The following is a 10,713-nucleotide window of genomic DNA, read 5'->3' on the forward strand; positions in this document are numbered from 1 at the left end:
TTGGGGCATGGCCTGACATGGCAAGCGGGACGGTCCGGGCGGCCTTTTGCGGATCAGCCGCTTCGGGGATCAGCCCTGAACAGCTTTGGCGAAATTGGCGAAGAATTCATCGGCCAGTTTCTTGGCCGAACCGTTGATCAGCCGCTGTCCGAGCTGAGCCAGCTTGCCGCCGATCTGCGCCTCGACATTGTAGCTCAACAGCGTGCCGCCGTCCTTTTCGGCCAGCCCCACCGTGGCGCCACCCTTGGCGAAACCGGCGACACCGCCCTCGCCCTCGCCCGAGATCTTGTACCCGTTCGGCGGGTCGAGGTCGCTCAAGGTGACCTTGCCCTTGAAGTGGGCAGAAACCGGTCCGACCTTCATCTTGGCGGTGGCGCGGAAGCCGTTGTCCTCGGTCTTTTCCAGTTCCTCGCAGCCGGGGATGCAGGCCTTCAGCACGTCCGGATCGTTCAATTTGGCCCACACGGCCTCGCGCGGCGCTGCAAGCTGGACTTCGCCGGTCATCGTCATGGCCATGGGTGTGCCTCCTGAAATCGCCTTGGTCTGTGATCCCAAGTAAGCCACGTGGGTGCGAAAGGAAAGGCCGCGTTCGGACATTGAGCGATGCAAATTCGCAAAGCGACGCAGGCGGGCGCGGATACCGCAAACGCCGAAAGCCAACCCCCGAAAGCCAAGCCCCGAAAGCAAAGGGGCATTGGCAGGGACAGGCGGGAATGGTTAGGTCGCGCGCACATGAGCACGTCCCTTTCCCCTCTGCTGGCACCGATGCTGTCGAGTGCTGCGATGCGCGCGATCTGCGACGATGTCGCATGCCTGCAAAACATGCTGGATTTCGAGGCCGGCCTGGCGCGCGCCGAAGCCGCGGTCGGCGTGATTCCGGCCAGCGCGGCCGGCCCGATCACGGCTGCCTGCCGGGCCGAATCATTCGACCTCGCAGCCCTGGCCGAGGCCGCCACGCGATCCGGCAACCTCGCAATTCCGCTCGTCAAGGCTCTGACCGCCGATGTCGCGAAGCTTGATGCTGACGCCGCACGCTATGTCCATTGGGGCGCCACCAGCCAGGACGTCATCGATAGCGGCGCCATGCTCGGGCTGCGTGCCGGCATCGACGCCCTACTCGCCGACACCGGCCGCGCCGTTGCGGGCTTCGCCGCCCTGGCACGACAGCATCGCCATACGCCCGTGGTGGCCCGTACCTGGCTGCAGCACGCGCTGCCGATGCCGTTCGGCCTCAAGCTTGCCGAATATGCCGCGGCGCTGCACCGCTCGCGCCAACGGTTGCGGCGGCTGCGCCGCGAAGCGCTGGCACTGCAATTCGGCGGCGCGGCGGGCACGCTCGCCGCGCTCGGCGACAAGGGGTTGCCGGTCGCGGAACGACTGGCGCAGGAACTGAACTTGCCGTTGCCCGACGCGCCCTGGCACACCCACCGCGACCGCATCGCGGAAGCGGCGTCCGTGTTCGCGATCCTCGCCGGCACCTGCGGCAAGATCGCCCGCGACGTCTCGTTGCTGATGCAGACCGACGTCGCTGAGGCCTTCGAACCCTCGGGCGAAGGCCGCGGCGGTTCATCCACCATGCCGCACAAGCGCAATCCGGTGGCGGCAGCAAGCGCGCTTGGTGCTGCGATCATGGCGCCCAATCTCGCGGCGACGATCTTTGCCGCGCAGGTGCAGGACCACGAGCGCAGCGCGGGGCCGTGGCACGCGGAATGGCCGACCTTGCCGACGCTGATGCTGGTCACCTCGGGCGCGCTGGCCGCGATCGTCGATATCGCCGAAGGACTGGAAGTCGATGCCGCAAGGATGCGGGTCAATCTCGATGCGACCCATGGGCTGATCATGGCCGAGGCCGTGACGATGGCGCTGGCCGAAAAGATCGGCAAGAGCGACGCCCATCATCTGATCGAGGCGGCCAGCAAGAAGGCCGTCGCGACCAAGAAACATCTGCGCGACGTGCTGACCGCGGATTCGAAGATCGCTGCGCAACTCAGCGCCGACCACCTTGCAAAACTGTTCGAGCCGATGGCCTATCAGGGCGCTTCGCAAGCCCTGATCGACCGCCTGCTCGCTTCAATCGACGACAAGTAAGAGCCTGGAGAATTTCAGATGCCGATGATCGACGCCGACGGGTGCCTGCTCAACGTTTCCGTCGAAGGCCGCGACGGCGGACCGACGCTGATGCTGTCGAATTCGCTGGGCTCCACCATGGCGATGTGGGAGCCGCAGATGAAGGCGCTGGGCCAGGTGTTTCGCGTCATCCGCTACGACCGGCGCGGCCACGGCAAATCAAACGTGCCGCCCGGCCCCTATTCGATGGAGCGCTTCGGCCGCGACGTGCTGGCGATCCTCGACGATCTCAACATCGCCAAGACCCATTGGTGCGGCCTGTCGATGGGTGGCATGGTCGGGCAATGGCTGGGAGCCAACGCGCCGGATCGTTTCGGCAAGATCATTCTCGCCAACACCGCCTGCCACTATCCGGACCCGACCCGCTGGCACGAGCGCATCAAGGCGGTGAAGGAAGGCGGCATCGCCGCCGTTGCCGACACCGTGATGTCGGGCTGGCTGACCGCCGATTTTCGCGAGCGCGAGCCGCAGATCACCGCCAACATGAAGGCGATGATGCTGACCACGCCGGTCGAGGGCTACATCGCCTGCTGCGAGGCGCTGTCGACGCTCGATCTGCGCGAGGCGTTGCCGACAATCAAAAGCCCGACGCTGGTCATCGCCGGACGTCACGACATGTCGACGCCAATTTCTGCCGCTGAATACATCCGCAGCAAGATTCCCGGCGCCAGCATGACGATTTTGGACGCCGCGCACATTTCCAATGTCGAGCAACCGCACGCCTTCACCGACGCGGTGGTCGGCTTCCTGACGCAACGCTAACTCAAACGACGTCATTGCGGGCGAAGCGACGAAGCAATCCATACTTTCTTCGCGGATGAATGGATTGCTTCGCTTCGCTCGCAATGACCGGGGAGAAAATCCATGGACGACAACCAGCGCCGCGACGACGGCATGACCCAGCGCCGCAAGGTGCTCGGCAACGAATGGGTCGACAAATCGATCGCCAACCGCAACGCGTTCAATACCGATTTCCAGGACCTGATCACGCGCTATGCCTGGGGCGATATCTGGACCCGGCCGCATTTCGACCACCGCACCCGCCGCGTGCTCGTGATCGGCACCATGGTGGCGCTGGGCCAGTGGGATGAATTCCGCCTGCACGTGCGCGCGGCCCTGGCCGAAGGCGGTTTCACGCCCGACGACATCAAGGAAATCTTGCTGCAGCAGGCGATCTATTGCGGCGTGCCCGCGGCCAACCATGCCGTCAAGGAAGCCGCGGCGATCGTCGCCGAACTAGGATTGCTGAAGCGGTCCTGAGGCCACGATCTCGCCAAAGGAAGAGCCCCACCTTGCGGCGGGGCCTTCCTTCTCACGCGTCTATTCCGACTAGCGGTCTTGATTGGGTTTCTGGCCCTGACGGTTCGGATCCTGCTGCTGCTGGCCCGGCTTGTGGCCGCCGCCTTGCTGCTGCTGGCCTGGCTTCTGACCCGGGTTCTGGTTCTGCTGGCCCGGATTCTGGTTCTGGTTGCTCATGTCTGGGATCTCCATGTTGGACGTAGTCGGGGCTAACGGGGGAGCCCGGGCATTGGTTGCAAGGGAACAGCGGTTCCTCGGCGATCATTGCGCGGCAAAGCCGTGTCCGGACTGTGACGCCGGAACCCCGCACCCGGAAAACCAGCTCCGTACAAGCCCTTCAAGCCGCATGCCTACTCGCCATAAGACTTCAATCTTGAGGCCACCCGCCCAGAGTCTGCAGATTATCGGCAGAGTCGAGTCGGCCATCAATTACTTCTCCAAATGGATCGTGGGTAAAAAGCGGCGTGGGGAGTATCCAAAATCATGCTCGGCATCTTCGTTGCCGAATACCATGTCTTGCTGCATTCTCGTTGCCATCGATGCGGTAATATGCCGATAACGAGGCACTTGGCGAAGTGCTTTTGCAGCTAGTTCGAATGCTGGGAGCGGGATGCGGACAAGGCGCGGTTCCCGGCCCATGGAGACAAAAATTCGCTCGATCATTGCTCGATAAGGCAGCACTTCGCCACCACCGATATTGTAACATCGGTCAAACGCAGCAGGGTTCTCCATAACGGCTATGCAGGCCGCGGCAAGATCATCCGCGTGCACCGGCTGACGTAGACCCTTGGCATCGCCGAAGACAGGAAAGAACCGAAAAGTTCGAATGACTCGTGCAATGTCGTTGACGGTCCGGTCTCCGAATTTGCCGCCGTAGATCAGCGTTGGCCGAAAGATAGTCCATCGCATTTGAGCATGATTGCAGGCGCGGATGATGGAATCCTCGCGGAGCTTGATCTCTTCGACTGATTTCCTGTCACCGGGATCGGGAGAGCTGGCCTTCGTAAAAACGCTGGTGCTGCTAAACGTGATAACCCGGTCAACGCCGACTGTTCGCAGTCGGTCAACACATTCATCGACGTTCCCGATGGTGTCGAACGCGACGCTGGCATCGATTTCTGGAAACGGCGTCGCGGTTCGCAAGTTCAGGGAATGCCAAGTCGCCGCTGAGCCATAATCGGGTTGGGGTTTCAAGCCGCGCGAAATGAGATGGACAGTCCAGCCCTTGGCGATCAACGCTGGGGCAAGCCACGAACCGATCTGGCTGGACCCGCCCAACACGACACAAGATTTAATTCTAGGCAGCATTTGCGTAGCAATATCATCAGACCCCCAGGGATCGCAAAGGATTGCCTGCAACCATCGTAACTACTTGAATGCTCACATTTTTCCGAAGAACAACCACTGCCAATGGCAATCCCGGATACTCCAACATCAGGGCAGTGTAGGTGACGCGAAAAGCCGCAAATCTCCCTTTGGAATGCCGCATCGATGATCCGGGCCTCATCAAACTCATCGACGGCGTTTCCAATCGGCCAGCCACGGCCAAGGCGTGATACCACGCGATTGAGGCGAAGACCGGCGTGCTGTGGACGGAGTTAGGCCCCCTTCGTGGTTGGCCTACTTGAAGCCGGAAGTTCTGTTCAGCACCTATGCCCACGCGATCAAGGATCGGCACCTGACCGGTATCTTGACTGGCACCGATTTGACACGCGATGCGGACCGCGTCGCCGTAAATACCCGTAAATTCGCAGGCCGCGCTGTTGCCGCCCCGGGGTCCCACTGTTAGAAAACGGCACGACGCGTCGTCTTGGGCTGCCGGGGCTCTTGCCGCGTGGTTGTTCTCTAACAGCGGCAGCGCATGGATTATTTCGCCCAGCAACTGATCAACGGCCTCGTGCTCGGCTCGATCTACGGCCTGATCGCCATCGGCTACACCATGGTCTATGGCATCGTCGGCATGATCAATTTCGCCCATGGCGATATTTTCATGATCGGCGGCTTCATCGCGCTGATCTCGTTCCTGGTGCTGGTCTCGTTCGGGCTGACCGCCATACCGCTCATCCTGCTGATCGTGCTGCTGGTGTCGATGGCGGTCACCGCGCTCTACGGCTGGACGGTGGAGCGTATCGCCTACCGGCCGCTGCGGCACTCGTTCCGCCTGGCGCCGATGCTCTCGGCGATCGGCATGTCCTTTGTGCTGACCAATTATTCGCAGGTCGCGCAGGGCGCGCGGGTCAAGCCGGTGCCGCCGATCATCACCGGCGGCTATACGCTGCATGAAGGCGCCGGCGGCTTCGCCGTGCAACTGTCCAACATCCAGATCGTCGTCGTCATCACCACCGTGGTGCTGCTCGCTTTGTTCACCTGGCTGGTGTCGAGCACCCGGCTCGGCCGCGACATGCGCGCCTGCGAGCAGGATCAGACCATGGCGTCGCTGCTCGGCGTCGACGTCGACCGCACCATCTCCATGACCTTCGTGATCGGGGCAGCGCTCGCGGCCGTCGCCGGCATGATGTACCTGCTCTATTACGGCCTGGTCGATTTCTTCATGGGCTTCGTTGCCGGCATCAAGGCGTTCACCGCCGCGGTGCTCGGCGGCATCGGCTCGCTGCCCGGCGCGATGCTGGGTGGTCTTGCCATCGGCCTGATCGAGACGCTGTGGTCGGCCTACTTCTCGGTCGAATACAAGGACGTTGCCGCGTTCTCGATCCTGATCATCGTGCTGATCTTCCTTCCGACCGGCCTGCTCGGCCGGCCCGAAGTCGAAAAAGTCTGACGGGCGGCCGCGTGAAAGCACCCCCTGCCGTCTCCACGCAAGCCTTGTCTACACAAGCCTCGCGCGCTCCGGGCATCGCCTTCATCTTCAAGAAAGCGCTGATCAGCGCGCTGGTCGCACTGGTGTTGTTCTCGCTGATGATCGGCGTGCGCACCGAGGCAGGTCCGCAGGGACAACTGATCTACTGGACCCGGTTCGGCGATCTCGCCGCCATGGTCGCCGTCGTGTTCGGCGGCAGCATCGTCGTCGAACTGCTGCGGCAATGGTGGGGACCGGTCGGCACCATCAGGGTAGTGCCGGCACCGGTGCAGTCGGCGCTATCGTTTGCCGGCCGGCTGGTCGCGCCGGCGCTGCTGGTCTTCACGTTTCTGGTGCCGGTGATTTTCTACGACCAGCGCTACATTCTCGACCTCGGCATTCTCGTGCTGACCTATGTGATGCTCGGATGGGGCCTCAACGTGGTGGTCGGCCTCGCCGGCCTGCTCGACCTCGGCTATGTCGCGTTCTACGCGGTCGGCGCCTATTCCTACGCGCTGCTGGCGACCAATTTCGGACTGTCGTTCTGGGTCTGCCTGCCGCTGGCCGGCATCCTCGCCGCGTTCTGGGGCATGATGCTCGGCTTTCCCGTGCTGCGGCTGCGCGGCGACTATCTCGCCATCGTGACGCTGGCGTTCGGCGAGATCATCCGCCTCGTCATCATCAACTGGCAGAGCCTGACTGGCGGCCCGAATGGCATCAGCGGCATTCCGCGCCCCACCATGTTCGGCATTCCGCTGTCGCCGGGCGAGGATGGACTTGCGGCCAGGCTCGGCATCGAGTTTTCGCCGACCCACCGCATCGTGTTCCTGTTCTATCTGATCCTGGCGCTGGCGCTATTGACCAACTGGGTCACGATCCGCCTCCGGCGTCTTCCGATCGGCCGCGCCTGGGAGGCGTTGCGCGAGGATGAAGTTGCCTGCCGTGCGCTCGGCATCAACACCACCACGACCAAGCTGACGGCGTTTGCGACCGGCGCGATGTTCGGCGGCTTCGCCGGCGCGTTCTTTGCCACCAGACAGGGCTTCATCAGCCCGGAGTCCTTTACCTTCCAGGAATCGGCGCTGGTGCTGGCGATCGTGGTGCTCGGCGGCATGGGCTCGCAGCTTGGCGTGGCGCTCGCAGCGCTTGCGATGATCGGCGGCTTCGAGCTGTTCCGCGGGCTCGACCAATACCGCATGCTGGTGTTCGGCGTCGCCATGGTGCTCTTGATGATCTGGCGCCCGCGCGGCCTGATCGGCCATCGCGCGCCGACCGTGTTCCTGGAGCGCAATCAGGCGATCTCGTCCGACCTCGTCAAGGAGGGACACGGATGAGCCAAGAATACATAGACCACATCCTGTCCGTCGATCGGCTGTCGATGCGTTTCGGCGGCATCGTTGCCGTCAACGACCTCTCCTTCGGCGCCGAGCGGCGCAAGATCACCGCGCTGATCGGCCCGAACGGCGCCGGCAAGACCACGGTGTTCAACTGCATCACCGGTTTCTACAAGCCGAGCGGCGGCAGCATCCGGCTGACCCATGATGACGGGCAGACGATCCAGCTCGAACGGCTGAACGATTTCCGGATCTCGAAGCTCGCCCGCGTCGCGCGAACGTTCCAGAACATCCGGCTCTTCCCCGGCATGACCGCGCTGGAAAACCTGATGGTGGCGCAGCATAACGCGCTGATGCGTGCTTCCGGGCTGACATTTCTCGGCCTGATCGGCGCGCCCTCGTGGCGCAGGGCCGAGGCGCACGCGATCGATCTGGCGCGGACATGGCTCGATCGTATCGGGCTGCTCGACCGCGCCGACGATGCCGCCGGCAATCTGCCTTACGGCGACCAGCGGCGGCTGGAAATCGCGCGCGCGATGTGCACCGAACCGGCGCTGCTGTGCCTCGACGAGCCGGCCGCCGGGTTGAACGCTCGGGAAAGTGCGGCGTTGAGCGAATTGCTGCTGTCGATCCGCGCCGATCAAGGCACCTCGATCCTGCTGATCGAACACGACATGTCGGTGGTGATGGAAATCTCCGACCACGTCGTCGTGATGGATTATGGCGTCAAGATCGCCGAAGGCACGCCGCAACAGGTGCGCGACGACCCCAAGGTGATCGCCGCCTATCTCGGCGCCGACGAGGAGGAAGCCATCGCCGTGATGGAGAGCGGAACGTGACCGCGTCATCGACAACTCCCCTGCTCGCGGTCCGGTCGCTGCACGCGTCCTACGGCAAGATCGAGGCCTTAAAGGGCGTCGATATCGCGATCAACGCCGGCGAGATCGTCGCTCTTATCGGCGCCAACGGCGCCGGCAAGTCGACGCTGATGATGACGATCTTCGGCCGGCCCCGCGCCCGCTCCGGCGAAATCGAATTCGACGGCCAGGACATCACGGACATGCCGACGCACGAGATCGCGCGGCTGCGTATCGCCCAGTCGCCCGAGGGCCGCCGGATTTTCCCGCGCATGAGCGTGGCGGAAAACCTGCAGATGGGCGCGGACGCCACCGATACTGGCGAGGCCGACCGCGCCAACGGCCTCGAGCGCGTCCTGACGCTGTTCCCGCGGCTCAAGGAGCGCATGACCCAGCGCGGCGGCACGCTGTCCGGCGGCGAGCAGCAGATGCTGGCGATCGGCCGCGCCTTGATGAGCCGCCCCCGTCTGTTGATGCTGGACGAACCGTCGCTGGGACTGGCGCCCCTGATCGCGCGGCAGATTTTCGACGCCATCCGGACGCTTAACCGGCAGGACGGCCTGACCGTGCTGATCGTCGAGCAGAATGCCAATCACGCGCTGAAACTCGCCCATCGCGGCTATGTGATGGTCAACGGCCTGATCACACTGTCCGGCACGGGGAGCGAATTGCTGCAGCGCCCGGAAATCCGTGCCGCCTATCTGGAAGGCGGCCGGCGGGGGTAGCGCCCGGCTGTCCGCGGCGGTTGATGCGGCAAGATGCTGCGAACGGACCGTGGATTTGCCCGAAAATTGCCGATGACTTCGCGGTAAAATCAGCCGAGAATGGACCTGATTTCACACCCGGCCCCGCCGGGCGCTTCCGACATCGACCACCCCCGCGAGGATATCTCATGAAGTCACTGAAACTTATCGGCCTGGCATTCGGCGCATCGCTGGCGCTATCGGCAAGCGCACTGGCGCAGGACATCACCGTCGGTGTGGCGGGCCCGATGACGGGCGGCGAATCCGCCTTCGGCCGGCAGATGAAAAACGGCGCCGAGCAGGCCGTGGAAGATCTCAACACTGCCGGCGGCGTGCTCGGCAAGAAGCTGGCGCTGCAGGTCGGCGACGATGCCTGCGATCCCAAGCAGGCGCGCTCGGTCGCCGAAAAATTCGCCTCTTCCAAGGTTCCGTTCGTCGCCGGCCACTATTGCTCGTCGTCGTCGATCCCGGCCTCCGAGGCCTATGCCGACGGCAACGTGCTGCAGATTACGCCGGCCTCGACCAACCCGCTGTTCACCGAGCGCAAGCTCTGGAACGTGGCGCGCGTCTGCGGCCGCGACGATCAGCAGGGTCTGGTCGCCGCCGAGTTCATCCTGAAGAACTACAAGGACAAGAACGTCGCCATCCTCAACGACAAGACCACCTACGGCAAGGGTCTCGCCGACGAAACCAAGAAGGCGCTGAACAAGGCCGGCTTCACCGAGAAGATGTTCGAGTCCTACAACAAGGGCGACAAGGATTTTAACGCCATCGTGTCGCGCTTGAAGCGCGACAATATCGATCTGGTCTATGTCGGCGGCTACCATCAGGAATCCGGATTGATCCTGCGGCAGATGCGCGATCAGGGCCTCAAGACCGTGCTGATGGCCGGCGACGCGCTGGCCGACAAGGAGTTCGCCTCGATCACCGGCCCCGCCGGCGAAGGCACGCTGTTCACCTTCGGCCCCGACCCGCGCAACAAGCCGACCGCGAAAGCGATCGTCGAGCGCTTCAAGGCCAAGAACATCGATCCGGAAGGCTACACCCTCTACACCTACGCCGCGATGCAGGTCTGGTCGCAGGCGGTAGCGAAGGCCGGCACCACCGACCCGAAGAAGGTCATGGACACGATCAAGGCCGGCGCTTGGGATACGGTGATCGGCAAGCTGGAGTTCGACGCCAAGGGCGATATCAAGCAGCTCGACTATGTCGTCTACAAATGGGACGCCAAGGGCAACTACACCGAGATCAATCCCAAGGGATCTTGATCAAGGGCTCTTAAATAAAAGGCTTCTGATTTTAAACGTTCCTTCTCAGGAACCCCAAACGCCCCGGCTTGCCGGGGCGTTTTTGTTTCAAAACCGAAAATATTTTCGCGGCCCTGGGGAACCAAATGCACCGGCGCGAATTGGAACTTGGGGCAGAGTTCCATGTCATTGATTTCACAGCGTTTACAATCGTTCGCGCTTGATCCGCGGTCGAATCGACGGTTGTATGTTGCAGAATCACGTCTGTAAGGAATCGCTGCTGCTTTTGGATTCGCGCGAACCGGCATC

Annotated in this window: 12 protein-coding genes; 8 read left to right on the forward strand and 4 right to left on the reverse strand. The window is 63.0% G+C overall.

Features of this window, described 5'->3' with window-relative positions; all coding sequences use genetic code 11:
- Positions 1-69 precede the first annotated feature (69 nt).
- Positions 70-516, reverse strand: a complete 447-nt coding sequence (locus FFI89_RS21755; RefSeq protein ID WP_138829681.1) for a carbon monoxide dehydrogenase subunit G — start codon at positions 514-516, stop codon at positions 70-72.
- A gap of 216 nt (positions 517-732) precedes the next feature.
- Here FFI89_RS21755 and FFI89_RS21760 point away from each other — a divergent pair, with 216 nt between their 5' ends.
- The 3 genes from FFI89_RS21760 (at position 733) to FFI89_RS21770 (ending at position 3,387) form a co-directional block, all read left to right on the forward strand.
- Positions 733-2,088, forward strand: coding sequence for a 3-carboxy-cis,cis-muconate cycloisomerase (locus tag FFI89_RS21760; protein WP_138829682.1), 1,356 nt, complete (start codon positions 733-735; stop codon positions 2,086-2,088).
- A gap of 18 nt (positions 2,089-2,106) precedes the next feature.
- Positions 2,107-2,889 carry a 3-oxoadipate enol-lactonase gene (gene pcaD, locus FFI89_RS21765; RefSeq protein WP_138829683.1) on the forward strand — a complete coding sequence of 261 codons (783 nt, stop codon included), beginning with the start codon at positions 2,107-2,109 and terminating at the stop codon, positions 2,887-2,889.
- 102 nt (positions 2,890-2,991) lie between these two features.
- Positions 2,992-3,387, forward strand: a complete 396-nt coding sequence (locus tag FFI89_RS21770; protein WP_138829684.1) for a carboxymuconolactone decarboxylase family protein — start codon at positions 2,992-2,994, stop codon at positions 3,385-3,387.
- A gap of 69 nt (positions 3,388-3,456) precedes the next feature.
- Here FFI89_RS21770 and FFI89_RS34510 read toward each other — a convergent pair whose 3' ends face one another.
- Positions 3,457-3,603 (reverse strand): hypothetical protein, encoded by a 147-nt coding sequence (locus FFI89_RS34510; RefSeq protein ID WP_168212987.1) that lies wholly within the window; start codon positions 3,601-3,603, stop codon positions 3,457-3,459.
- A 252-nt stretch (positions 3,604-3,855) separates the two neighbouring features.
- Positions 3,856-4,734, reverse strand: a complete 879-nt coding sequence (locus tag FFI89_RS21775) for an NAD(P)-dependent oxidoreductase (RefSeq protein WP_138829685.1) — start codon at positions 4,732-4,734, stop codon at positions 3,856-3,858.
- Between the two features lie 553 nt (positions 4,735-5,287).
- On the opposite strand from FFI89_RS21775, the gene FFI89_RS21780 reads away from it, so the two are divergent.
- The 5 genes from FFI89_RS21780 to FFI89_RS21800 all read left to right on the forward strand — a co-directional run bounded on the left by FFI89_RS21780 (position 5,288) and on the right by FFI89_RS21800 (position 10,425).
- A complete protein-coding gene (locus FFI89_RS21780) occupies positions 5,288-6,205 on the forward strand; it encodes a branched-chain amino acid ABC transporter permease LivH (protein ID WP_138829686.1) in 918 nt (305 codons plus the stop codon).
- A gap of 11 nt (positions 6,206-6,216) precedes the next feature.
- On the forward strand, positions 6,217-7,557 hold the full coding sequence (gene livM / locus FFI89_RS21785; protein ID WP_371721515.1) for a high-affinity branched-chain amino acid ABC transporter permease LivM: 1,341 nt from the start codon (positions 6,217-6,219) through the stop codon (positions 7,555-7,557).
- A complete protein-coding gene (locus tag FFI89_RS21790; RefSeq protein ID WP_138829687.1) occupies positions 7,554-8,396 on the forward strand; it encodes an ABC transporter ATP-binding protein in 843 nt (280 codons plus the stop codon). Before livM ends, FFI89_RS21790 begins: the two co-directional genes overlap by 4 nt.
- A complete protein-coding gene (locus FFI89_RS21795; protein ID WP_138829688.1) occupies positions 8,393-9,139 on the forward strand; it encodes an ABC transporter ATP-binding protein in 747 nt (248 codons plus the stop codon). The genes FFI89_RS21790 and FFI89_RS21795 overlap by 4 nt, the downstream gene beginning before the upstream one ends.
- A 167-nt stretch (positions 9,140-9,306) precedes the next feature.
- A complete protein-coding gene (locus tag FFI89_RS21800) occupies positions 9,307-10,425 on the forward strand; it encodes a branched-chain amino acid ABC transporter substrate-binding protein (protein WP_138829689.1) in 1,119 nt (372 codons plus the stop codon).
- Here the strand turns inward: FFI89_RS21800 and FFI89_RS21805 are convergent.
- A complete protein-coding gene (locus FFI89_RS21805; RefSeq protein WP_138829690.1) occupies positions 10,395-10,712 on the reverse strand; it encodes a hypothetical protein in 318 nt (105 codons plus the stop codon). The genes FFI89_RS21800 and FFI89_RS21805 overlap by 31 nt on opposite strands.
- Position 10,713: the final 1 nt, after the last annotated feature.

The organism is Bradyrhizobium sp. KBS0727 (assembly GCF_005937885.2).
Lineage (GTDB): Bacteria > Pseudomonadota > Alphaproteobacteria > Rhizobiales > Xanthobacteraceae > Bradyrhizobium.

Coding starts and splice junctions, on each gene's coding strand:
- FFI89_RS21755 (WP_138829681.1), bottom strand. CDS start 516: ATGGCCATGACGATGACCGGCGAAGTCCAGCTTGCAGCGCCGCGCGAG.
- FFI89_RS21760 (WP_138829682.1), top strand. CDS start 733: ATGAGCACGTCCCTTTCCCCTCTGCTGGCACCGATGCTGTCGAGTGCT.
- pcaD (WP_138829683.1), top strand. CDS start 2,107: ATGCCGATGATCGACGCCGACGGGTGCCTGCTCAACGTTTCCGTCGAA.
- FFI89_RS21770 (WP_138829684.1), top strand. CDS start 2,992: ATGGACGACAACCAGCGCCGCGACGACGGCATGACCCAGCGCCGCAAG.
- FFI89_RS34510 (WP_168212987.1), bottom strand. CDS start 3,603: ATGAGCAACCAGAACCAGAATCCGGGCCAGCAGAACCAGAACCCGGGT.
- FFI89_RS21775 (WP_138829685.1), bottom strand. CDS start 4,734: ATGCTGCCTAGAATTAAATCTTGTGTCGTGTTGGGCGGGTCCAGCCAG.
- FFI89_RS21780 (WP_138829686.1), top strand. CDS start 5,288: ATGGATTATTTCGCCCAGCAACTGATCAACGGCCTCGTGCTCGGCTCG.
- FFI89_RS21790 (WP_138829687.1), top strand. CDS start 7,554: ATGAGCCAAGAATACATAGACCACATCCTGTCCGTCGATCGGCTGTCG.
- FFI89_RS21800 (WP_138829689.1), top strand. CDS start 9,307: ATGAAGTCACTGAAACTTATCGGCCTGGCATTCGGCGCATCGCTGGCG.
- FFI89_RS21805 (WP_138829690.1), bottom strand. CDS start 10,712: ATGCCGGTTCGCGCGAATCCAAAAGCAGCAGCGATTCCTTACAGACGT.